The following is a 22,238-nucleotide window of genomic DNA, read 5'->3' as shown; positions in this document are numbered from 1 at the left end:
GGGGTCAGGCCTGGGCCGAGGCGTAGAAGACGAGCCGGAACTTGCCGATCTGCACCTCGTCGCCGGTCGACAGCTCCGCCTCGTCGACGAGGTCGCGGTTGACGTAGGTGCCGTTGAGCGAGCCGACGTCGCGGACGACGAAGGTGCCGCCCGCCCGCTGGAAGACCGCGTGACGGCGCGAGACCGTCACGTCGTCGAGGAAGATGTCGCTGTCGGGGTGCCGGCCCGAGACGACCTCGTCGTCGTCGAGCAGGAAGCGGGCGCCGGTGTTCGGCCCGCGCAGCACCACGAGGAGCGCCGTCCCCGCACGCAGCGCCTCGACGGTGGCGAGGTCGGCCTTCGTGAGGACGTGCTCGGCCTCGCTCTGCGGCTCGACCCGCGTGCCCTCGACCGCCTGCAGGCGCATCGTCGTGGGCTCGGGGACGGGCGGCTGCTGCTCGCCCCGCTCGTCGCCAGTCATGTCGTCCTACCACCCTCTCCGTCGGCGGTCGCCGGGACCTGCCACCCTAGATCACGACGGGACGGAAGTCCCGACCCGGGGGGAAACCGGTTGCGCAGGGCAGCGATCAGGACAGCTGGGCGCGGTAGGCGTCGACGTCGAGCAGGGCCGCGACGGCCGCGTCGTCGGCCGGGCGCAGCTCGTACATCCAGCCCTCGCCGTACGGGTCGGAGTTGACGAGCTCGGGCGTGGCGTCGAGGGCGTCGTTCACGGCGGTGACCTCGCCGGCGACCGGCGCGTAGAGGTCGCTGACCGACTTCGTGGACTCGACCTCGCCGCAGGTGTCGCCGGCGGTGACGGTGGTGCCGACGGCCGGCAGGCTGACGTAGACGACGTCGCCGAGGGCCTCCTGCGCGAAGGCCGTGATGCCGATGCGCACCACGCCGGCCTCCTCGCGGACCCACTCGTGCTCGGCGGTGTAGCGCAGGCCGGCGGGGTACTCGAGGTCGCTCATGGTTCTCCTGTCTCGGACGCGGTCGGCGTCAGGGGGTGGTCGTGGGTACGGGCCGAGCGTACTGAGGCGCGGTGACGCTCAGCAACGCGTCGACCTCCACCTCGTCGCGGATGTCGACGGAGGCCTCGGCGCCGACCCGGCGGGCGGTCGCCGTGACGCCGCCCGGGATCTGCATGGCCCCGGCGAGGGTGTTGGGGTCGCCGATGGCGCGGATGACGTACGGCGGGCTGACCGAGGTGCCGGAGACCGAGATGTCGCCCTCGGGCGTGTCGGCGAACCACGTCGAGGCGACGACGCGCACGTCGCCGACCTGGATGGCCTCGGCGCCCGCGGCCCGCAGCTCCTGGACGGCGTCGAGGAGGAGGTTCTGGCGCACCTGCCGCTGCGGGTCCTCGAGGCGCAGGAGGATGCCGGGCCCCTTCGCCGGGGCGGTGCCGGCGAGGATGGCGAGCGCGTCGAGCCGCTCCTGCGCCGCGCGCTGCGCCTCCTGCTCGCCGGTCGTGCGGCTCTTGAGCAGCTCGAGCGAGGACTGCAGGTCGCGGACCTCGCCGGAGAGCTGGTCGCCGTCCTGGTCGACGTCGGCGAGGATGCGGACGAGCTCGTCCTCGCGGAGGGTCTCCAGGCCCTGGAGCGAGGTCTGGCGCACCTGGGCGATGATCGCGAAGCCGAGCGCGAGGGCGAGAACCATCGCGAAGAGGTTGGAGCGGCTCAGGCGCGGCGAGCCGGCGCGGCGCAGGCGGGACCACGCGTGGTGGGCGTCGCGGGGTCCGCTCGGGGTGGCGTCGTGCGGCTCGGTCATGCGTCGAAGAGGTGGCGTCGGATGGAGGCCACGTTGGAGAAGATCCGGACCCCGAGGACGACGACGACGCCGGTGGAGAGCTGGCTGCCGACCCCGAGCTTGTCGCCGAGGAAGACGATGAACGCGGCGACGACGACGTTGGAGAGGAAGGAGACGACGAAGACCTTGTCGCTGAAGATCCCGTCGAGGATCGCGCGCACCGCGCCGAAGACCGCGTCGAGGGCGGCGATGACCGCGATCGGCAGGTAGGGCTGGAGCCACACCGGCACGGTGGGCTGGAGGAGCAGGCCGACGACGACGCCGATGGCCAGGCCGAGGGCTGGGATCACGACGGGCCGTCCTCCTGGTCGCTGCGCGTCCCGCCGGTCGGGGACGCCCCAGTATCCACCGGCGTCGCCTCGCGCAGCGTGAGGCCCCGGCCCGCGGGCACCGACAGGTCGTCCGACGAGACGTCGGTGTCGGCGCGGATGCCGAACGTGCTGTGCAGCGTCGAGAGGTAGCTGCCACCCACGCCGTCGGCGAACGCGGCGGGCATCGACTGCGGGTCGCCGAGCGCGGTGATCCGGTAGGGGCGGGCCAGCGGGCGGAAGTCGACGACGAGGGCGGAGCCGGCGAAGCGGATCGCGGAGACCGACGTCATCCGGTTGCCGTTGATGCTCACCGCCTCGGCGCCCGCCTGCCACAGGGCGTTGACGACGTACTGGAGGTCCTTGGAGAGCACCCGCTGGTCCTCGGCGGCGTCCGTGCCGTCGGCGGCGTCACCGGCCGGGGCGTCGTCGAGCGTGACGACCATCCCGGGGCCGGTCATCGCGACGGCGCCGACCGCCTGGGCGAGGGTGCGGCCACGGGCACCACCGGCGGCCGAGGGGCCGAGCTGGGCGGCCTCGAGTGTGGACACCTGCGCCTGGAGGCGCTGCTGCTGGGCGGACAGCTGCTCCACCTGGGTGCGCCGCTCCTCGATCTGGCGGACGAGGTCGGCGCGGGCGGCGGAGCGCGGCGTGTCGGGCGCGGTGAGGTTGGAGGCGGCCACCCCGACGACGAGCCCGAGGGCCACGGCCGCGGCGAGCAGCCGCGGGGCGCGCAGGGAGGTCGAGCGGGGCAGGCCGGCTGCCTCGCGCCGGGTCGCGGCCGCCGCGTACCCGGGGTCGAGCGGGCGCTCCATCATCGTCCGGATGAGCGTCATCGACGCGTCCGGACGGCGGCCACCCGCATCGCTCACGCCGGGACCGCCCGCTCGTGCGCGAGGAGGTGGCGCAGCTGCGCGGCGTAGATGAACGCCGAGAGCCAGTACAGGACGATGCCCCACCACGCGAAGCCCCAGCCGACCGGCTCGGCGACCCGCGCGAGGGTGCTCTCGCCGTCGGCGAGGAGGAGCAGCGGGAAGGCGTAGAGGAGGTTGAAGGTCGCGGCCTTGCCGGCGAAGTGCACGGGCAGCCCCACCCATCCGTGCCGCTTGGCCACGAGCACGACGATCGCCATGAACGCCTCGCGGGCGAAGAGGACGACGACGACCCACCACGGGAGGATGTCGCGGTAGGCCAGCCCGAGCAGGGTCGAGGCGATGTAGAGCCGGTCGGCCACCGGGTCGAGGAGCTGGCCGAGGCGCGACTCCAGGCCCCAGGCACGCGCGATCTTGCCGTCGAGGTAGTCGGTGAGGCCCGAGGCCATGAGGAGGACGAGCGCGAGGACGTCCTGCTCGGTGACGATCGCCCAGAGGAAGACCGGTACCCCGACCAGCCGCAGCGAGCTGAGGACGTTGGGGAGGGTGAGGACCCGGGAGCTGGCCGGTGCCGGGGACCCCTCGTGCGTCATGCGCGCCACTGTATGGGGTGGCACCGGGTCGGCGCGTCGTCGCCTCGCCGGGCGGGCGGGCCCAGGCGCCCTAGGGTGGCGGGATGACGACGACGAGCATCCTCGGCGCCTCCGAGACCGAGCTGCGGCGCGACCGCACGAGCGTCAAGTGGCTGGCCTACCCGTCCGACGTCCTGCCCCTGTGGGTGGCCGAGATGGACTGCGACCCCTGCCCCGCGGTCGCCGACGCCGTCGCGTCCGCCGTCTCCCGCGGCGACACCGGCTACGGCTGGGCGCCCCTGTACGCCGCCGAGGTCGCGCGCTACGCCGGGGCGACGTGGGGCTGGGACGTCGACCCCTCCGCGATGCTCGTCGTCACCGACGTGATGATCGGCGCGAGCGAGGTGCTGCGGATGCTCACCGACGAGCGCGGCGCGGTCGTCGTCTCCCCGCCGGTCTACGACTCGTTCTTCGGCTTCGTCGACGCCATCGGCCGGCGGCGCGTCGACGCGCCGCTCGGCGCGGACGGGCGGCTGGACCCCGAGGCGCTGCGCACGGCCTTCCGCGAGGCGACCGCCGGCGGTGGGCGGGTCGGCTACCTCCTGTGCAACCCGCAGAACCCCACGGGCGTGACCCACTCCCCCGACGAGCTCGCGACCCTCGCCGCGCTCGCCCGCGAGTTCGGGGTGCGGGTCGTGGCCGACGAGATCCACGCCCCCCTCGTCCACGACGGCGGCCCGGCGTTCACGCCCTACCTCACCGTGCCGGGCGCCGAGGACGCGTTCGCGGTGTTCTCGCCCTCGAAGGGCTGGAACCTCGCCGGGCTCAAGTCCGCCGTCGTCGTCGCCGGCCCGCAGGCCCGCGCGGAGCTCGCCCGCCTGCCCGAGGTGCACACCCACGGCAGCTCGCACCTCGGCGAGATCGCCCACGTCGCCGCGATGCGCGACGGCCTCGACTGGCACGCCCGGCTGCGCACCGAGCTGACGGCCAACCGCGACCTCGTCGGGCGCCTGCTCGCGCAGCACCTGCCGGACATCCGCTGGACGGCGCCGGAGGCCACCTACCTCGGCTGGCTCGACTGCCGCGCCCTCGACCTCGGCGACGACCCGGCCACCGCCTTCCGCGAGCGGGGACGCGTCGCGCTCGGCTCGGGGCCGCGCTACGGCGCGCAGGCCGGCCGCGGCTTCGTCCGGCTCAACTTCGCGACCTCCCCCGCCATCCTCGAGGAGGCCGTCCGTCGGATGGCGACCGTGGTGGGCTGAGCGCTCACCGAGCGTCTGCGCCGTCACCGTGACGACGTGGAAGTTCCGGGCGGACGCGGATGCATCCCCGTCACCGGCCGGCTTCTGCGCCGTCGCCGTGATGACGCGGAACTTCCCTGATACCCGGGCTCGGCTGACAGGACGCCGCGCTCCTGCCATCCCGTCAGTCCCGACAACGAGAGAGCCGCTGCGGTCGACTCCGTCGATCCACAGCGGCTCTCTCGTTCTGTCGGGCTGACAGGATTTGAACCTGCGACCCCTTGACCCCCAGTCAAGTGCGCTACCAAGCTGCGCCACAGCCCGTGGCTCGCCCCCTCGCGGGAGCGTCGAAACCTTATCCCACGCGCGCCCGCGCGACCCAATCGGCCTGCCCCGCGGACGCGCGCGAGAGGTCAGCGTCGGTCGCGACGCTTCTCGCGCACCCGGACCGAGATCTCGATCGGGGTGCCCTCGAAGCCGAACTCCTCGCGCAGGCGGCGCTCCACGAAGCGGCGGTAGCCGGCCTCGATGAAGCCCGACGCGAAGAGGACGAAGCGCGGCGGGCGGGTGCCGGCCTGCGTCGCGAAGAGGATGCGCGGCTGCTTGCCGCCGCGCACCGGGTGCGGGTGGGCCGCGACGACCTCGCCGAGGAACGCGTTGAGGCGACCCGTCGAGATGCGGGTCTCCCACGACTCCAGCGCGCGGTCGATCGCCGGGACGAGCTTCTCGAGGTGGCGGCCGGTGCGCGCCGAGACGTTGACGCGCGGCGCCCACGGCACCTGGACGAGGTCGCGGTCGATCTCGCGCTCGAGGAAGTGGCGGCGCTCCTCGTCGGTGAGGTCCCACTTGTTGTAGGCGATGACGAGGGCGCGGCCGGAGTCGATGACCTGCTGGATGACGCGGACGTCCTGCTCGGCGATCGTCGCGCTCGAGTCGACGAGGACGACGGCGACCTCGGCCTTCTCCAGCGCCGTCTGCGTGCGCAGCGAGGCGTAGAAGTCGGCGCCGCGGGTCTGGTGCACGCGGCGGCGGATGCCGGCGGTGTCGACGAAGCGCCAGGTGCGCCCGCCGAGCTCGACGACCTCGTCGACCGGGTCGCGGGTGGTGCCGGCGACGTCGTCGACGACGACGCGGTCGGTGCCGGTCAGCTTGTTGAGCATCGAGGACTTGCCGACGTTCGGGCGGCCGAGCAGCGCGACCCGCCGGGGCCCGCCGCGGGCGTAGGCGCCGACGGCCGAGACCTCGGGCAGCACGTCGAGCAGCGCGTCGAGGACGTCACCGCTCCCCCGGCCGTGCAGGGCCGAGACCGGCCACGGCTGGCCGAGCCCGAGGTTCCACAGGGCGGCGGCGTCGGCCTCGGTGCGCTGGTCGTCGACCTTGTTGGCGACGAGGACGACCGGCTTGCCGGCGCGGCGGAGCATCCGGACGACGGCCTCGTCGTCGTCGGTGGCGCCGACGGTGGCGTCGACGACGAACATCACGGCGTCCGCGAGCTCGACGGCGATCTCGGCCTGCTCGGCGACGCGCAGGTGGATGCCGGTGGCGTCGACCTCCCAGCCGCCGGTGTCGACGACGGTGAAGGGGTGCCCGGTCCACTCGGCGTCGTAGGCGACGCGGTCGCGGGTGACGCCCGGCACGTCCTCGACGACGGCCTCGCGGCGGCCGAGGATGCGGTTGACGAGCGTCGACTTGCCGACGTTCGGGCGGCCGACGACCGCGACGACCGGCGCGGGCCCGCCGCGCTCGTCGTCGGCGTCCGGGTCGCCCTCTCCGTCGAGGAGGGCGCGGTCCTCGTCGTCGAGGTCGAAGTCCTCGAGTCCGGCCCGCAGGGCGCGCTCGACGGCCTCGGGGTCCTGCGTCTGCGTCGGGTCGTCGGTGCTCACGGGTCCATCCTCCCGCACGGGACCCCGCTCCCCCGAATCGCGCCGGTCGGACGGGTGTGCGGAGACCCGGCACGTGGAGGCTTTCCGCGATCCGCGGAGGCGACCGGACAGCCATAACCCTGCACGTGCGGGCTCTCCGCGACCCGGGAGGCGACCGGACAGCGATAACCCCGCACGTGCGGGCTTTTCCGGGACCCCCGACCCACCCGACAGCGATAACCCCGCACGTGCGGGGTCGGCCGTCAGGCGCCCGGTTCGTCCGCTGCCGCGACGACGTCGAGGACGGCCTCGATGCTCTGCTCGAGGTCGAGGTCGGAGGTGTCGACGAGGACGACGCCCTCGGCGGCCTCGGTGAAGGTCGAGACGGTCGAGTCGTCGCGGTCGCGGCGCACGACCTGGTCGCGCGTCGCCTCGACGGCGGCGGCGTCGGCGGTGCCGTGCAGCTCGGTGCTGCGCCGGCGCAGCCGGGCCTCCTCGGAGGCCGTGAGCAGGACGCGCACGCGGGCGTCGGGCGCGACGACGGTCGTGATGTCGCGCCCCTCGGCGACGACCCCGCCGGTGCGCTCCGCCGCCGCCGCCATGAGGTCGCGCTGGAGCTGCTGGAGCACCGGGCGCACCTTTCGGTTGGTCGCGACCGCCGAGACGGCGGTGCTCACCTCGGAGGTGCGGATCGCTTCCGTCACGTCGGTGCCGTCGACGAGCACCCGCGGCGAGGACGGGTCGGTGCCGAGCTCGAGCGGCAGCTCGCGCGCCGCGGCCGCCACCGCACCCGTGTCGGCGAGGTCGATCCCCCGCTCGCCGCACCACCAGGTGAGCGCCCGGTAGGTGGCCCCGGTGTCGACGAACCCGATGCCGAGGCGCTGCGCGACGGCGCGCGCGACGCTGCTCTTCCCGGAGCCGGAGGGACCGTCGATGGCGATGGTGAGCGGCGCGGTCATGGGGGGAGAGCCTACTGACGTGCGTCAGCCGTGGAGGCGCCAGCCCCGCTCGGCGAGGGCCTCGGCGAGCCCGGCGGCCGCGCTCGGCACGACGTCGACCTCGGCGAGCCCGAACGGCTGGCCGAGCCCGTGGTCGAGGTGGAACTCCTCGATGTTCGTGCCGATCTCGCCGACGTCCGCGAAGAGCCGGCCGAGCTGGCCCGGCTCGTCGGGGATGAGGACGCGCACGGTCGTGTAGGCCGTCGGGGCGGCGCCGTGCTTGCCGGGGATGCGGGCGTGGCCGGCGTTCCCGGCGGCGATGGTGCGGGCCAGCGTGCCGCGGGCCCCGACCGGGTCTCCCCCGGCCTCCAGCGCCCCGAGCGAGTCGACGACGGCCGACAGGTCGTCGGCCAGCGCGGCGAGGACGGCGCGCACGGCGCCGGCGTTGCCGGCGAGGATCTGGGTCCACAGGTGCGGGTCGCTCGCGGCGATCCGGGTGACGTCACGCAGGCCCTGGCCGGCGAGGGCGACGGCCGGCTCGTCGAGGTCCTCGAGCCGGGCGGCGACGAGGCTGGCGGCCAGCTGCGGCACGTGCGAGACGGCGGCGACGGCCCGGTCGTGGGCGTCCGGGGGCAGGCGGCGCACGGCGGCGCCCGCGGCGGTCGCGACGGCGGTCACGAGGTCGAGGACCTCGGCCCGCGTCTCGTCCGTCGGGGTGACGACCCACGCGCGGCCGTCGAAGAGGTCGTGCCGGCCCGACACCGCGCCGGAGCGCTCGCGCCCGGCCATCGGGTGGGAGCCGCAGTACCGGGTGAGGTCCGCGCCGGCCGCGCGCAGGGCCGAGAGGACCGCGCCCTTGACCGACGCGACGTCCGTGACGGCGGCGTCCGGCCAGCGACGCAGCGCCTCCAGGACGCACCCGGCCGTCACGTCCGGCGGTGCGGCGACGACGACGAGGTCGGGCGCGAGCTCCTCGCCCTCCCCCGGCAGCCGCCCGGCCCCGAGGTCGCGGGCCAGCGCGGCGTGCGTCGGCACGGCGTCCTCGAGCGTCACGTCGTCGCCGTGCCGGGTCAGCGCCAGGCCGAGCGAGGCGCCGATGAGCCCGGTGCCGACGACGTGGACGCGCATCAGAGCCCTGCGGCCTTGTACAGCGCGGCGACCTCCGCGCTCGAGAGCGAGCGGAACTTGCCCGGCTTGGTCTCGCCGAGGCGCACCGGCCCGACCTGCGTCCGCACGAGCGAGAGGACGGGGTGGCCGACCTCGGCGAGCATCCGGCGCACGATGTGCTTGCGCCCCTCGTGCAGGACGACCTCGACGATCGCCTTGCCGGGCTGGGAGTCGACGACCCGGAAGGAGTCGACCTGCACCGGCCCGTCCTCGAGCTCGACGCCCTCGCGCAGCCGCTTGCCGAGGTCGCGCGGGACGGGGCCGGGGATCTGGGCGAGGTAGGTCTTGAGGACGCCGTAGCGCGGGTGCTGGAGCCGGTGGGCGAGGTCGCCGTCGTTGGTCAGCAGCAGCAGGCCCTCGGTGTCGGCGTCCAGGCGCCCGACGTGGAAGAGGCGCTCCTTGCGGTCGCCGAAGTAGTCGCCGATGTCGACCCGGCCGAGGTCGTCGCTCATGGAGGTGACGACGTTGAGCGGCTTGTTGAAGGCGAGGTAGACCCGCGACTCGTCGAGCTGGACGCGCTCGCCGTCGACGTGGACGGTCTGCGTGGCCTTGATGCGCACGCCGAGCTCGCGCACGACCTGCCCGTCGACCTCGACCCGGCCCTGCGAGATGAGGTCCTCGCAGACCCGGCGCGACCCGACGCCGGCGGCGGCGAGCAGCTTCTGCAGGCGCACGCCGTCGGGGTCGTGGACGTCGATGACGGGCCGCTGCGGCTCGCGCTTGGTCTGCGTCGGCTGGCTGGGCCGGGTGGTCCCGGTGCCGCGGGCGCGGCCGGAGCCGGCACCCTGCTGCGGGCGGCCGCCCTGCAGAGGGCGACCTCCTCGTCCGGCGTTCCCACGGTTCTTCGGCGGCGTCATGCGCGGCCTCCTTCGGCGATCTCGTCGAGCACGTCGACCTCGGGCAGGTAGGGGGCGAGCGCCGGCAGGTCGTCGATCGACTGCAGACCGAGGCGCTCGAGGAAGTAGCTGGTGGTGCCGTACAGGGTCGCGGTGGACTCCTCGTCCTGGCCGAGCTCCTCGATGAGCCCGCGGGACAGGAGGGTCCGGATGACGCCGTCGACGTTGACGCCGCGCACCGCCGCGACGCGGGAGCGGGACACCGGCTGGCGGTAGGCGATGACCGCGAGGGTCTCGAGGGAGGCCTGCGTGAGGCGGGCCTGCTGGCCGTCGAGGACGAACTTCTCGACGACGGGGGCGTACTCGTGGCGGCTGTACATCCGCCAGCCACCACCGACCTGGCGCAGCGTGAAGCCGCGCAGCTGCTCGGCGTAGCCGGCCTCGAGCTCGGCGAGGGCCTCCTCGACGTCGCCGACGGGCTGCTCGACGGCCGAGGCGAGGGCCATCGTCGTCACCGGCTCGTCGACGACCATGAGGACGGCCTCGATCGCGCCGCGGATCCCGCCCGGGAAGTCGGCGACGTCGAAGGCCAGCTGGTCCTCCGGGACGGCGTCGGGCACGACGCCGTCGTCGACGTCGGGCACGGGCTCACTCATCGGGGGTCTCCTCGGGGGTCTCGGGCGGGTCGTCGAACTCGTCGGTGACCTGCACCTCGCCGTCGTCCGGGCCGGTCCAGCGCACGGTCAGCTCCCCGAGCGCCTCGGCCTGCTCGAAGCCGATGGCCGCCTCCCGGAAGAGCTCGAGCAGCGCGAGGAAGCGGGCCACGACGACGAGGGTGCTGTCGGCGTCCTGGACGAGGCTGCGGAAGGACGCGACGCGGTCGCGGCGCAGCCGCTCGCCGATGAGCGTCGCCTGCTCGCGCACGCTGACCTGGGGTGCGTGCAGGTGGGCGAGCCCGACCGTCGGGACCGGCTTCGGGGTCAGGGCGCGGGCGGCGATGATGGCCAGCCGGTCCGGCGAGACGGTCATGACGAGCTCGGGCAGGAGCGCGGCGAGGTGCGGCTCGAGCGCCACCGCACGAGGGTGGCGCCGGCCGGCGGTGGCCATCCGCTCGGCGAAGGTGCGCGCGATGTCCTTGAAGGCCCGGTACTGCAGGAGCCGGGCGAAGAGGATGTCGCGGGCCTCGATGAGGGCGAGGTCCTCCTCGTCCTCGGGGCCGGACTGCGGCAGGAGCCGCGCCGCCTTGAGGTCGAGCAGGGTCGAGGCGACGACGAGGAACTCGGTGGCCTGCGAGAGGTCCCACGCGTCGCCCTGCTCGCGCGCGGCGCGGATGAAGGCGATGAACTCGTCGGTGACGGTGGCGAGCGCGATCTCGGTGATGTCGAGCTTGTGCTTGCTGATCAGCCCGAGGAGCAGGTCGAACGGGCCGGTGAAGTTGTCGAGGTGCACCTCGAAGGGCGTGACCGCCGCGCGGCGGGTGAGGACCCCGCCGGGGACGACCGCCTCGTGCTCCGCGGCCCCGGGGGGCGAGGACATCGGGTCAGGCCGCCCCGCCCCGCGCGATGAGCTCGCGGGCCAGCTGACGGTAGGAGTCGGCGCCCTTGTGGGCCGACTCGTACGTCGTGATGGGCTCGGCCGCGAGCGAGGCGTCGGGGAACTTGACGGTCCGCGAGATGACGGTGTGGAAGACCCGGTCGCCGAAGTGCTCGACGACGCTGGCGACGACCTCGCGCGAGTGCAGCGTGCGCCCGTCGTACATCGTCGCGAGGATGCCGTCGATGGTCAGGCGCGGGTTGAGCCGGTCGATGATCTTCTCGATCGTCTCGACGAGCAGGGCGACGCCGCGCATCGCGAAGAACTCGCACTCGAGCGGGATGACGACGCCGTGCGCCGCGGTGAGGGCGTTGACGGTGAGCAGCCCGAGCGAGGGCTGGCAGTCGATGAGGACGACGTCGTAGTCGTCGAGGACCGGGCGCAGCACCCGGGCGAGGATCTGCTCGCGGGCGACCTCGCCGACGAGCTGGACCTCGGCGGCGGAGAGGTCGATGTTGGCCGGCACGACGTCGAGGTTGGCGACCTTCGTGTGCTTGATGACGTCGCGCACGTCGAGGCCGCGCTCGACGAGGAGGTTGTAGATCGTCACGTCGAGGTCGTGCGTCGGGATGCCGAGGCCGACCGAGAGCGCGCCCTGCGGGTCGAAGTCGACGAGGAGCACCTTGCGCCCGAGCTCGGCCAGGGCCGCGCCGAGGTTGATGGTCGTCGTCGTCTTGCCGACGCCGCCCTTCTGGTTGCACATCGCGATGATGCGCGCCGGCCCGTGGGCGGTCAGCGGGGCGGGCTGGGGGAAGTCGGGCATCGGGCGCCCGGTGGGCCCGACCTGTCCGTCGATGCGGATCTGGAACGCCGCCTCGGTCTCCGCCACCTGTGTACTCCCCGGTCCCTCTCGTGCGTCGGTCAGCCTCTCGCTGATCGGTGTCGACCCTATCAGCGTGCGGCGGGGCCGCCGGTTGCGCCTCGGCGGGCGCGCGGGTGGCTCTGGGCGTAGACCTCGCGCAGCTGCTGGACGGTGACCCGCGTGTAGATCTGGGTCGTCGTCACCGACGCGTGGCCGAGCAGCTCCTGGACCACCCGGACGTCCGCGCCGCCCTCGAGCAGGTGCGTGGCGAAGGAGTGGCGCAGCGTGTGCGGCGAGAGGTGCCCGCGCAGGTCGGCGCGGTCGGCGACGGCCCGCAGCACCGCCCAGGCGCTCTGCCGCGAGAGCCGGGCGCCGCGCACGCCGAGGAAGACCGCCGGGGTGCCCCTCCCCTGCCCGGCGAGCACCGGGCGGCCGCGCACGAGCCACGCCGAGAGGGCCGCGGCCGCGTAGGACCCGAGCGGGACGATGCGCTCCTTCCCGCCCTTGCCCCGCAGCCGGACGACTCCCTCGTCGGTGTCGAGGTCGTCGACGTCGAGCCCGACGGCCTCCGAGATGCGCGCCCCGGTGCCGTAGAGCACCTCGAGCAGCGCGCGGTCGCGCAGCGCGGCCGGGGTGTCCCCGAGCGAGGCGGCCTCCAGCAGCCGCTCGACGTCGGCCAGCGCGATGGCCTTGGGCAGCCGGTCCGGTGCGCGCGGCGGGGTGACGTCGCGCGAGGGGTCGGCGTCGAGCACCCCCTCGAGCGCGAGGAAGCGGTGCAGGCCGCGCACCGCGACGAGGGTGCGCGCGGCCGACGACGCGGCCAGGGGCGGGTGGTGGTCGTCGCCCTCGCGCAGCCCGGCGAGGAAGTGGGTGACGTGCGCCTGCGTGACGTCCTCGGGCCGCTGCACGCCGGCCGCGGCGAGGTGCGCGCTCCATCGGGCCAGGTCCCGGCGGTACGCGGCGAGGGTGTTGGCCGACACGCCGCGCTCGACGTCGAGGTGGGTCAGCCACGCGTCGACGGCCCGCCCCACGGGGGTGGGGCGGGCCGTCGGCGTGGGGGCGTCCTGGGTCAGGAGAGCGCCTCGTCGAGCGTGATGCTGTCCATCCCGAAGGCGTCGGCGACGGCCCCGTAGGTGATGTGGCCGTCGTGCGTGTTGAGGCCCAGGGCCAGCGCGCGGTCGGCCCGCGAGGCCTCGAGCCAGCCGTGGTCGGCGAGCTTCGTGGCGTACGACAGGGTCGCGTTGGTCAGGGCCCACGTCGAGGTGTGGGGCACCGCGCCCGGCATGTTCGCGACGCAGTAGTAGATCGAGTCGTGGACCTGGAAGGTCGGCTCGGCGTGCGTGGTGGGGCGGGAGTTCTCGAAGCAGCCGCCCTGGTCGATGGCGACGTCGACGAGGACCGAGCCCGGCTTCATCTGCGCGACCATCTCGTCGGTGACGAGCTTCGGGGCCTTGGCGCCCGGGATGAGGACGGTGCCGATGACGAGGTCGGCCTGGAGCACCTGCTCGCGCACCGACATCGCCGAGGACGCGATCTGCGCGACGCGGTTGTCGTAGCGCCAGAAGCTCATCCGCAGCTTGTCGAGGTCGGTGTCGAGGAGGGTGACGTCGGCGCCCATGCCCAGCGCGATGTTCGCCGCGTTCTGGCCGGCGACGCCCGCGCCGAGGACGACGACCTTGGCGTTCGCGACGCCGCCGATGCCGCCCATGAGGACACCACGGCCGCCCTGCGCCTTCATCATCGAGTGCGCGCCCACCTGGGGGGCGAGGCAGCCGGCGACCTCGGACATCGGGTAGAGCAGCGGCAGCAGGCCCGAGGGCAGCTGCACGGTCTCGTACGCGATGGAGGTGACCTTCTTCTCGACGAGCTCGCGGGTCAGCGGCTCGTCGGCGGCGAGGTGGAGGTAGGTGAAGAGGGTCAGGCCCTCGCGGAGGCGGTGGTACTCCTCGGCGACCGGCTCCTTGACCTTCATGACCATGTCCGACGCGCCCCAGAGGTCGTCGGCGGAGTCGACGATGCTCGCGCCCTGCGAGACGTACTCGTCGTCGGTGATGGAGGAGCCGAGCCCCGCGCCCTTCTGGACGAGGACCTCGTGCCCGCGGCGGACGAGCTCGTGCACGCCGACGGGGGTGATCCCGACGCGGAACTCGTTGTTCTTGACCTCGGTGGGGATGCCGACCTTCACGGATACCAGCCCTGTCTCGTGTCGATGACCCCGGGCGACGCTGCCCGTGGTGGCGCACCCCGACGGGAGTGCGGTGGAAGTCTAGTGCCGAGCCGGACCGGCCCCCGACACCGCAGGAGACCAGCGTGAAGCCCTACAGCGACCTCCCCGCCCGCCGCACCGTCCAGGTGCTCGCCGACGTCGGCGTGGTCGCCTGGGTGTACCTCTGCGTCCGGGTCGCGCAGCGGGTCCACGACGCGACGCTCGGGCTCGCCGAGCCCGGGCGCCGGCTCGAGGCGGCGGGCACCGGGTTCACCGACCGGATGAACGCCGCGGGCAGCTCGGTCGACGACCTGCCGCTGCTCGACGACCGCATCGCGGCGCCGTTCCGGTCGGCGGCCGGGGTGGGCGACCAGTTCTCCTCCGCCGGACGCGACCTCGTCGGGGCGGTCGAGCGCTTCGCGACCGTCCTCGGGCTCGTCACGGCCCTCACGCCGATCGTGCTCGTCGTCGGGCTGTGGCTCGTGGTGCGGGTGCGCTTCGTCCGGCGGGCCACGGCGGCGCAGCGCTTCGTCGACGGCGCGCCCGACCTCGACCTCTTCGCGCTGCGGGCGATGGCCAACCAGCCGATGACGCGCCTCGCGCGGATCTCGTCAGACCCGGCCGGGGCGTGGCGGCGCGGCGACCCCGAGGTCGTGCGCGCCCTCGCCGTCCTCGAGCTGCGGGACGTGGGCCTGCGCCCGCCGCCGGTCGGCTGACCCTGCCCGGTCCGGACCTCACGAGTATCGGGTCACCCGATACGGGCGCGCTTCACCCCGGAACCGTTCCGGGGTGAAGCGCAGCGGTATCGGGTCACCCGATACGCGAGTGACTCGCGGGTGGGGTCAGCCCTCGCGGGTGACGATGCCCGGGCACAGGTCGGCCTCCGGGCACGCCCACGCGCCGGCGTCGGCGTCGACCTGGTCGCCGGAGCGGATGTCCTTGACCTGGTCGCCCCCGTCCTCGCCGGCACCCGGGAACCAGACGAACGGGATGCCGCGGCGGTCGGCGTAGCGGATCTGCTTGCCGAACTTCGCCGCGCTCGGCGCGACCTCGCAGGGCACGCCCCGGGCGCGCAGGGCGGCGGCGACGGCGACCGAGCGGGAGCGGGTCTCCTCGTCGACGACCGCGACGAGCACGGCGGCCGGGGTCGAGCGGCTCGCCGTCAGCCCGCGCTTGGCGACGAGCAGGTGCACGAGCCGCGAGAGGCCGATCGAGATGCCGACACCGGGGTAGGTGGTGCGGCCGTCGGAGGCGAGCGAGTCGTACCGGCCGCCGGAGCAGACCGAGCCCCACTCCTCGTTGCCCACGACCTGGGTCTCGTACACGGTGCCGGTGTAGTAGTCCAGGCCGCGTGCGATCGAGAGGTCGGCGACGAGCGTCCCCGGCGCCTGCTCGAGGCCGGCGCGGATGACGGCGGCCAGCGCCTCGAGCCCCTCGTCGAGCACGGGGTGCTCGACCCCGAGGGCCCGCACCGCCTCGACGAACGAGGTGTCCTCGCTGCGGATGCCGGCCAGCGCCAGGCACAGCCGGGCCTGCTCGTCGGTGGCCCCGGCCTCGACGAGCTGCGCCGCGACCTTCTCGGGGCCGATCTTCGCCAGCTTGTCGACGACGCGCAGCGTCCCCGCGACGTCGGTCAGGCCGATCCCGAGGTAGAACCCCTCGGGCACCTTGCGGTTGTTGACCTGGATGCGGAACTCCCCCACCGGGAGGCGCCGGAAGGCCTCGGCGATGACGAGCGGCATCTCGGCCTCGAAGTGCGGCGCGAGGGTGCCGACGTCGACGACGTCGATGTCGGCCTGGGTGAACTCGCGGAAGCGGCCCTCCTGCGGGCGCTCGCCGCGCCAGACCTTCTGCACCTGGTAGCGGCGGAACGGGAAGGAGAGCTTCCCGGCGTTCTCGAGGACGTAGCGCGCGAACGGCACGGTGAGGTCGAAGTGCAGCCCGAGGTCGGACTCCTTGCCGGTGTCCTCGCCCGCGAGGCGGCGGATCCCGTAGATCTCCTTGTCGGCGTCGCCGCCCTTGCCGAGCAGGCGCTCGACCGGCTCGACGGCCCGGGTCTCCAGCGGCGCGAAGCCGTGCAGCTCGAAGACCTCGCGGACGGTGTCGAGGAAGTGCAGCTCGAGGAGCCGCTCGGCGGGCAGGAGCTCGGGGAAGCCCGAGATGGGCGTCACCTTCTGGGCGGGAGCGTTCACGCGTCCAATCCTCGCAGGTACGGGTTGCTCGCCCGCTCCCGGCGCATCGTCGTCGCCGGGCCGTGCCCGGTGAGCACGAGCGTGGAGTCCGGCAGCGGCAGCACGACGTCGCGCAGGGAGCGCTGCATCGCCGCGCCGTCGCCGCCGGCGAGGTCGGTGCGGCCGATGGAGCCGGCGAAGAGGACGTCGCCGGAGACGACCGTGCGGTCCAGGCCCTCGTCGGCGGGCAGGCCGTCCGGGACGGTGTCGAGGGCGAACATCACCGAGCCCTCGGTGTGGCCGGGGGCGTGGAGCACCTCCAGCGGCAGGCCGGCGAGGTCGATGCGCTGGCGGTCGGTCACCTCGAGCACGCGCTCGGGCGCGCGCCAGGTGGCCCGCTGCCCGAACTGGGACTCCATCATCGCCAGGGTGCCCGGGTCGATGGTCGACAGCGGGTCGTCCAGCCGGTAGCGGTCGTCCGTGTGGACGTAGGCCGCGGTGTCGCCGCCACAGACCGGGGTCACCGAGTAGACGTGGTCGAGGTGGCCGTGGGTGAGCAGCACTGCGGCCGGGCGCAGGCGGTGCTCGGCGAGCACCTCGCGCAGCGTGTCCTCGACGCCGATGCCCGGGTCGACGACGAGGCACTCCTCCCCCGGGCCCGTCGCGAGGACGTAGCAGTTGGTGGCGAAGGCGGCGGCGGGGAACGCGACGGCGAGCACCCGGCGAGCCTAACGGCGCCGTGCCTACACTGGGCGCCGCTGGCGATCGACGACGACGACGAAGGACCACGGGTGACGAAGAAGCAGGAGCGGGCGCGGGCTCGCCGCCGCTGGGAGAAGCAGCAGGCCAGGCAGTCGCAGCGGCAGAGCGACCGGGCCCGTCTCCAGCGCCTCGTGGCGGTCGTCGGGGTGGTCGTCGTCGTCCTCGGCATCGTCGGCGTGCTCGCCGTGACCGTCGGGCGCGGGGACGGCGGCGGGGGCGACACGCCCGGGAGCGACAACACCCCGGCCACGGTCGTCGCCGGCTGCCAGCCGCCGCCGAGCCCGCTCGGCACCAAGGCCGAGCTGACCCTGCCCGACGCGACGACCGCGCGCGGCAAGGTCTTCGACGCGACGATCGCGACCAACTGCGGCGACATCGTCGTGCGCCTCGACGGCACCAAGGCCCCCCAGGCCGTCGCCTCGTTCCTCCAGCTCGCTCGCGAGAGCTACTGGAAGGACTCCCCCTGCCACCGGCTGACGACCGCCGAGAGCCTCAAGGTCCTCCAGTGCGGGGACCCGACGGGCACCGGCCAGGGCGGCCCCGGCTACGGCTTCGGCGTCGAGAACGCCCCCCAGGACGGCGCCTACCCGCGCGGCACGCTCGCGATGGCCCGGACCCAGGACCCGAAGGAGGGCAACGGCGGCCAGTTCTTCATCGTGTACGGCGACTCGAGCCTCCCGGACCCCGACGGGTACACCGTGTTCGGCACGGTCACCTCCGGGTTGGATATCGTCGACCGCGTCGCCGCCGAAGGGGTCGCTCCCAACACGAGCTCCCCGGACGACGGATCGCCTGCCGCACCGATCAGCATCCTCAGCGTTGCTGTCACCGAGGAGAAGTCCTGACCGTGTCCGAGGACCAGCCCACACCCCGTCCCGCCGTGCCCTCGCCGGCCGCGCTCGCCAAGCGCGTCGCGCCCCGGCCGGCGGCGCCGCCCGCCGCCGTGCCCGAGCACTCCGAGTCCGCCCGCTTCGGGCGCGTCGACGACGAGGGCCACGTCTTCGTCACCGTCGGTGACGAGGAGCGCGAGGTCGGCTCCTACCCGGGCGCCACGCCCGACGAGGCGCTGCAGTACTTCGCCCGCAAGTACGACGAGCTCGCCGCGTCCGCCACGCTGCTCGAGGCGCGCCTGGCCATCCCCGACGTCTCCGCGAAGGAGGTCGCCGACGGGCTCAAGACGCTCCAGGAGCACCTCGAGCAGGCCAACGTCGTCGGTGACCTGCCCGCCCTGCACGCCGTCGTCGAGCGGGTCGAGGCCGGCCTCGAGGCCAAGCGCTCGGCGGAGTCCGAGCAGCGCCGGGCCGCGCGCGCCGAGGCGGCGGCCCGCCGCGAGGCCGTCGTCGCCGAGGCCGAGACCATCGCCGCGCAGCCCCCGGGCAGCACGCAGTGGAAGCAGAGCGGCGAGCGGATGCGAGCCCTGCTGGACGAGTGGAAGACCCACCAGCGCAGCGACGTCAAGCTCGACAAGCCCACCGAGACCGCGCTCTGGCAGCGCTTCAGCCACGCGCGCAACGCGTTCGACAAGGCGCGGCGCTCGTGGTTCGCCGAGCTCGAGACCACCCGGGCCGACGCGAAGTCGACCAAGGAGTCGCTCGTCGCGCAGGCCGAGGCGCTCTCGACGAGCACCGACTGGGGCCCCACGGCCCGCGCCTACAAGCAGCTGATGGACCGCTGGCGCCAGGCCGGCCGGGCCAGCCGCAGCGACGACGACGCCCTGTGGGAACGCTTCCGGGCGGCCCAGGACGCGTTCTTCACCGCGAAGGACGCCGTCTCGGCCGCCGAGGACGAGGAGTTCCGCGGCAACCTCGCCGTCAAGGAGGAGCTGCTCGTCGAGGCCGAGGCGCTGCTCCCGGTCACCGACCTCGAGGCCGCCAAGACGGCCCTGCGGGGCATCCAGGACCGCTGGGAGGCCGCCGGCAAGGTCCCGCGCGGCGACATCGAGCGCGTCGAGAAGCGGATGCGCCGCGTCGAGACCGCGGTCCGCGAGGCCGACGACCAGCGCTGGAAGGCCACCAACCCCGAGCTCTCGGCCCGGGCGCGCAGCATGGCCGAGCAGCTCGAGGCGGCCGTCGCGAAGGCCGAGGCCGACGTCGCGAAGGCGGAGGCCTCCGGCGACGAGCGCAAGGCGGTCGCGGCCCGCGAGCGGCTGGCCTCCCAGCAGCAGTGGCTGGACCAGGCCCGCGCGGGCCTGGACGAGTTCGGCGGCTGACCCGCGACCGGCGGGGCGCCGCGGACCTCAGTGGTCCCGGCGCCCGCCGGTGACGCGCTCGGCGTCGAGGACGCCGTCGACGTTCTGCACGGCCCGGATGACGTGCCCGAGGTGGCCCGGGTCCCCCATCTCGAAGGTGAACCGGAGGATGGCCACCCGGTCGCGCGAGGTCTGCACCGACGCCGACAGGATGTTGACCCCGTGGTCGGAGATGACCCGGGTGACGTCCGAGAGCAGGCGCGAGCGGTCGAGCGCCTCGACCTGGAGCTGGACGAGGAAGAGGCTCGCCGAGGTCGGCGCCCACTCGACCTCGATGATCTTGTCGGACTGCGCGAGGAGCGAGTCGGCGTTCGTGCAGTCGCGGCGGTGCACCGAGACGCCGTTGCCCCGGGTGACGAAGCCGAGGATGTCGTCGCCGGGCACCGGCGTGCAGCAGCGCGCGAGCTTCACCCAGACGTCCGACATCCCCTTGACGACGACCCCGGGGTCGCCCGAGCGGCGCGAGCGCGGCCGGCTGAGCACCGGGGAGGCGACCTCGGCGATGTCCTCGCTGGCGCCCTGCTCGCCGCCGACGGAGGCGACGAGGCGCGAGACGACGTGCTGGGCGCTGACGTGCCCCTCCCCGACCGCGGCGTAGAGCGCGTCGATGCCGGGGTGGCGCAGCTCCTCGGCGACGCCGGTCAGCGACTCGACGGAGGTGAGCCGTTGCAGCGGCAGGCCCTGCTTGCGCATGGCCTTCGCGAGGGCTTCCTTGCCCTCCTCGATCATCTCCTCGCGGCGTTCCTTGGTGAACCAGTGCTTGATCTTGTTGCGCGCGCGGGCGGAGCGCACGAACGAGAGCCAGTCGCGCGAGGGGCCGGCGGAGTCGGCCTTGGAGGTGAGCACCTCGACGACGTCGCCGTTGTCGAGGCGGCTCTCGAGCGGGACGAGGCGCCCGTTGACGCGCGCCCCGATGCAGTGGTGCCCGACCTCGGTGTGGACGGCGTAGGCGAAGTCGACGGGCGTCGCGCCGGCCGGCAGGCCGACGAGCTGGCCCTTGGGCGTGAAGACGTAGACCTCGCTCGCGGTGATCTCGAAGCGCAGCGACTCGAGGAACTCGCCGGGGTCGGAGGTCTCCTTCTGCCAGTCCAGGAGCTGGCGCAGCCAGGCCATGTCGTTGACCGGGCCGGTCTGGCCGTCGCGGGCGTGGGCGCCGGGCGCGGGACCGTTGGGGTCCTCCTTGTACTTCCAGTGCGCGGCGACGCCGTACTCCGCCCGACGGTGCATGTCGTGGGTGCGGATCTGGATCTCGACGGCCTTGCCGCCGGGGCCGATGACCGTCGTGTGCAGCGACTGGTACATGTTGAACTTCGGCATCGCGATGTAGTCCTTGAACCGGCCGGGGACCGGGTTCCACCGCGCGTGGAGGGCGCCGAGCGCCGCGTAGCAGTCGCGCACCGTGTCGACGAGGACGCGGACCGCGACGAGGTCGTAGATCTGGTCGAAGTCGCGGCCGCCGACGATCATCTTCTGGTAGACGGAGTAGTAGTGCTTCGGGCGGCCGGTGACCGTCGCCTTGAGCTTGGCCGAGCGCAGGTCGGAGCCGACCTCGTCTCGCACCTGGGTCAGGTACTCCTCGCGGGCGGGGGCGCGCTCGGCGACGAGCCGGACGATCTCGTCGTAGACCTTCGGGTAGAGGGTCTGGAACGAGAGGTCCTCGAGCTCCCACTTGATCGTGTTCATCCCGAGCCGGTGCGCCAGCGGAGCGTAGATCTCGAGCGTCTCCTTGGCCTTGCGCTGCGCGCTCTCCTGGCTGACGTAGCGCCAGGTGCGGGCGTTGTGCAGGCGGTCGGCGAGCTTGATGACGAGGACGCGGATGTCGCGGGCCATCGCGACGACCATCTTGCGGACGGTCTCGGCCTGGGCGGCCTGCCCGTAGGTGACCTTGTCGAGCTTGGTCACGCCGTCGACGAGCATCGCGATCTCGTCGCCGAAGTCGCGGCGCAGCGCCTCGAGGCTGTAGGCGGTGTCCTCGACCGTGTCGTGCAGGAGCGCGGCCGCGAGCGTCGTCGGCGTCATGCCGAGCTCGGCGAGGATGGTCGTCACGGCGAGCGGGTGGGTGATGTAGTCGTCGCCGCTGCGGCGCTTCTGCCCCTGGTGGGCGCGCTCGGCGACGGCGTAGGCGCGCTCGACGAGCCCGATGTCGGCCTTGGGGTGGGTGCTGCGGACCGTCTGGAGCAGCGGCTCGAGGACCGGGTTGCTCGGCGGGCGGTTGCGCCCGACCCGCGCGAGGGCGGCCCGCGCCCGCGCCCGGGACCCCACCCCGGCAGCGCTGTTCCCCGGGGTGGCGGCTGTGGTGTGCTCCGCCATGCCGGGAGTCTAGTCGCGCGTCAGGCGACGACGTGCAGCGCCCGCACCTCGCGGGCACCGAGGCGCTCGCGCCCGCCGAGGAAGGCGAGCTCGACGACGCAGTCGAAGCCGACGACGTGACCGCCGACGCGCTCGAGCAGCTCCCACGCGGCGAGGGCGGTGCCCCCGGTCGCGAGGACGTCGTCGACGAGGACGACCCGCGAGCCGGCGGGCACGGCGTCGGCGTGGACCTCGATGGTCGCCGAGCCGTACTCGAGGTCGTAGGACGCGGCGACGGTGTCGCCGGGCAGCTTGCCGGCCTTGCGCACCGGCACGAACCCGACGCCCATCGCGTGGGCCAGGGCCGCCCCGACGACGAAGCCGCGGGCCTCGACCCCGGCGACGAGGTCGACCTCGCCGCGCCGGCCGTCGGCCAGCGCCCCGATGACCTCGGCGAAGGCCACCGGGTCCGCGAGCAGCGGGGTGATGTCCTTGAAGACGACCCCGGGGCTCGGGAAGTCGGCGACGTCGCGCAGCGAGCGGGCGACGACCTCGTCGACGCCGCCGTGGGGCAGCGCGC

At 73.9% G+C, this 22,238-nt stretch carries 23 protein-coding genes and 1 tRNA gene; 4 read left to right on the top strand and 20 right to left on the bottom strand.

From position 1 onward, the window contains the following. Nucleotides 1–4 precede the first annotated feature (4 nt). From HL663_RS12765 to clsA, 6 genes are all read right to left on the bottom strand, one after another. Entirely contained in the window at nt 5–460 is a 456-nt protein-coding gene (locus tag HL663_RS12765) for an FHA domain-containing protein (protein WP_173028731.1), read from the bottom strand. A gap of 106 nt (nt 461–566) precedes the next feature. Then, nucleotides 567–953 carry a glycine cleavage system protein GcvH gene (gcvH, locus tag HL663_RS12760; RefSeq protein WP_173028730.1) on the bottom strand — a complete coding sequence of 129 codons (387 nt, stop codon included), beginning with the start codon at nt 951–953 and terminating at the stop codon, nt 567–569. 28 nt (nt 954–981) lie between these two features. Continuing rightward, nucleotides 982–1,752, bottom strand: coding sequence for a DUF881 domain-containing protein (locus HL663_RS12755; protein WP_173028729.1), 771 nt, complete (start codon nt 1,750–1,752; stop codon nt 982–984). Beyond that, entirely contained in the window at nt 1,749–2,081 is a 333-nt protein-coding gene (locus HL663_RS12750) for a small basic family protein (protein WP_173028728.1), read from the bottom strand. The genes HL663_RS12755 and HL663_RS12750 overlap by 4 nt, the downstream gene beginning before the upstream one ends. Then, nucleotides 2,078–2,935, bottom strand: a complete 858-nt coding sequence (locus tag HL663_RS12745; protein ID WP_173028727.1) for a DUF881 domain-containing protein — start codon at nt 2,933–2,935, stop codon at nt 2,078–2,080. Before HL663_RS12745 ends, HL663_RS12750 begins: the two co-directional genes overlap by 4 nt. Nucleotides 2,936–2,967: 32 nt before the next feature. Continuing rightward, nucleotides 2,968–3,564 (bottom strand): cardiolipin synthase ClsA, encoded by a 597-nt coding sequence (gene clsA / locus HL663_RS12740; protein WP_173028726.1) that lies wholly within the window; start codon nt 3,562–3,564, stop codon nt 2,968–2,970. 83 nt (nt 3,565–3,647) lie between these two features. Here clsA and HL663_RS12735 point away from each other — a divergent pair, with 83 nt between their 5' ends. Next, nucleotides 3,648–4,805, top strand: coding sequence for a MalY/PatB family protein (locus HL663_RS12735; protein WP_173028725.1), 1,158 nt, complete (start codon nt 3,648–3,650; stop codon nt 4,803–4,805). A 229-nt stretch (nt 4,806–5,034) separates the two neighbouring features. Here HL663_RS12735 and HL663_RS12730 read toward each other — a convergent pair. From HL663_RS12730 to ald, 10 genes are all read right to left on the bottom strand, one after another. Next, a tRNA-Pro gene (locus tag HL663_RS12730) sits at nt 5,035–5,108 on the bottom strand. Between the two features lie 89 nt (nt 5,109–5,197). Continuing rightward, on the bottom strand, nt 5,198–6,667 hold the full coding sequence (gene der / locus HL663_RS12725; protein WP_286175609.1) for a ribosome biogenesis GTPase Der: 1,470 nt from the start codon (nt 6,665–6,667) through the stop codon (nt 5,198–5,200). Nucleotides 6,668–6,909: 242 nt separating this feature from the next. Further along, complete coding sequence (gene cmk, locus HL663_RS12720) at nt 6,910–7,605, bottom strand: (d)CMP kinase (protein ID WP_173028723.1); 696 nt, start codon at nt 7,603–7,605, stop codon at nt 6,910–6,912. Nucleotides 7,606–7,629: 24 nt separating this feature from the next. Then, the gene (locus HL663_RS12715; RefSeq protein ID WP_173028722.1) at nt 7,630–8,712 is read right to left on the bottom strand and encodes a prephenate dehydrogenase; all 1,083 of its coding nucleotides are present in this window, start codon (nt 8,710–8,712) and stop codon (nt 7,630–7,632) included. Next, the gene (locus tag HL663_RS12710; RefSeq protein WP_173028721.1) at nt 8,712–9,608 is read right to left on the bottom strand and encodes a pseudouridine synthase; all 897 of its coding nucleotides are present in this window, start codon (nt 9,606–9,608) and stop codon (nt 8,712–8,714) included. The genes HL663_RS12715 and HL663_RS12710 overlap by 1 nt, the downstream gene beginning before the upstream one ends. After that, on the bottom strand, nt 9,605–10,243 hold the full coding sequence (scpB, locus tag HL663_RS12705; protein WP_173028720.1) for an SMC-Scp complex subunit ScpB: 639 nt from the start codon (nt 10,241–10,243) through the stop codon (nt 9,605–9,607). The genes HL663_RS12710 and scpB overlap by 4 nt, the downstream gene beginning before the upstream one ends. After that, entirely contained in the window at nt 10,236–11,123 is an 888-nt protein-coding gene (locus tag HL663_RS12700; RefSeq protein ID WP_173028719.1) for a segregation and condensation protein A, read from the bottom strand. The genes scpB and HL663_RS12700 overlap by 8 nt, the downstream gene beginning before the upstream one ends. A gap of 4 nt (nt 11,124–11,127) precedes the next feature. Continuing rightward, complete coding sequence (locus tag HL663_RS12695; RefSeq protein ID WP_173030160.1) at nt 11,128–11,943, bottom strand: ParA family protein; 816 nt, start codon at nt 11,941–11,943, stop codon at nt 11,128–11,130. Nucleotides 11,944–12,071: 128 nt separating this feature from the next. Continuing rightward, nucleotides 12,072–13,013 carry a site-specific tyrosine recombinase XerD gene (xerD, locus tag HL663_RS12690; protein ID WP_353654101.1) on the bottom strand — a complete coding sequence of 314 codons (942 nt, stop codon included), beginning with the start codon at nt 13,011–13,013 and terminating at the stop codon, nt 12,072–12,074. A 38-nt stretch (nt 13,014–13,051) separates the two neighbouring features. Next, nucleotides 13,052–14,167 (bottom strand): alanine dehydrogenase, encoded by a 1,116-nt coding sequence (gene ald / locus HL663_RS12685; protein ID WP_173028718.1) that lies wholly within the window; start codon nt 14,165–14,167, stop codon nt 13,052–13,054. Nucleotides 14,168–14,292: 125 nt separating this feature from the next. Here ald and HL663_RS12680 point away from each other — a divergent pair, with 125 nt between their 5' ends. Further along, entirely contained in the window at nt 14,293–14,904 is a 612-nt protein-coding gene (locus tag HL663_RS12680; RefSeq protein WP_173028717.1) for a hypothetical protein, read from the top strand. 126 nt (nt 14,905–15,030) lie between these two features. On the opposite strand, the gene hisS is transcribed toward HL663_RS12680, so the two are convergent. Together hisS and HL663_RS12670 are read right to left on the bottom strand one after the other, a co-directional pair. Beyond that, the gene (gene hisS, locus HL663_RS12675) at nt 15,031–16,380 is read right to left on the bottom strand and encodes a histidine--tRNA ligase (RefSeq protein WP_173028716.1); all 1,350 of its coding nucleotides are present in this window, start codon (nt 16,378–16,380) and stop codon (nt 15,031–15,033) included. Further along, the gene (locus HL663_RS12670) at nt 16,377–17,078 is read right to left on the bottom strand and encodes an MBL fold metallo-hydrolase (RefSeq protein WP_173028715.1); all 702 of its coding nucleotides are present in this window, start codon (nt 17,076–17,078) and stop codon (nt 16,377–16,379) included. Before HL663_RS12670 ends, hisS begins: the two co-directional genes overlap by 4 nt. Before the next feature lie 72 nt (nt 17,079–17,150). Between HL663_RS12670 and HL663_RS12665 the strand changes: the two genes are divergently transcribed. Both HL663_RS12665 and HL663_RS12660 read left to right on the top strand, forming a co-directional pair. Continuing rightward, nucleotides 17,151–17,966: a peptidylprolyl isomerase gene (locus HL663_RS12665; protein WP_173028714.1), complete on the top strand. Its 816-nt coding sequence runs from the start codon at nt 17,151–17,153 to the stop codon at nt 17,964–17,966. A gap of 2 nt (nt 17,967–17,968) precedes the next feature. Continuing rightward, nucleotides 17,969–19,330, top strand: a complete 1,362-nt coding sequence (locus HL663_RS12660) for a DUF349 domain-containing protein (RefSeq protein WP_173028713.1) — start codon at nt 17,969–17,971, stop codon at nt 19,328–19,330. Nucleotides 19,331–19,357: 27 nt separating this feature from the next. Here HL663_RS12660 and HL663_RS12655 read toward each other — a convergent pair whose 3' ends face one another. Next, a complete protein-coding gene (locus HL663_RS12655) occupies nt 19,358–21,679 on the bottom strand; it encodes a RelA/SpoT family protein (RefSeq protein WP_173028712.1) in 2,322 nt (773 codons plus the stop codon). Nucleotides 21,680–21,699: 20 nt separating this feature from the next. Beyond that, on the bottom strand, nt 21,700–22,233 hold the full coding sequence (locus HL663_RS12650) for an adenine phosphoribosyltransferase (RefSeq protein WP_173030158.1): 534 nt from the start codon (nt 22,231–22,233) through the stop codon (nt 21,700–21,702). Nucleotides 22,234–22,238: the final 5 nt, after the last annotated feature.

Source organism: Arthrobacter sp. NEB 688 (genome assembly GCF_013201035.1).
Taxonomy (GTDB): domain Bacteria; phylum Actinomycetota; class Actinomycetes; order Actinomycetales; family Dermatophilaceae; genus Phycicoccus.
The sequence above is the reverse complement of the archived record's forward strand: the minus strand, read 5'-3'. Positions and strand labels throughout refer to the sequence as shown.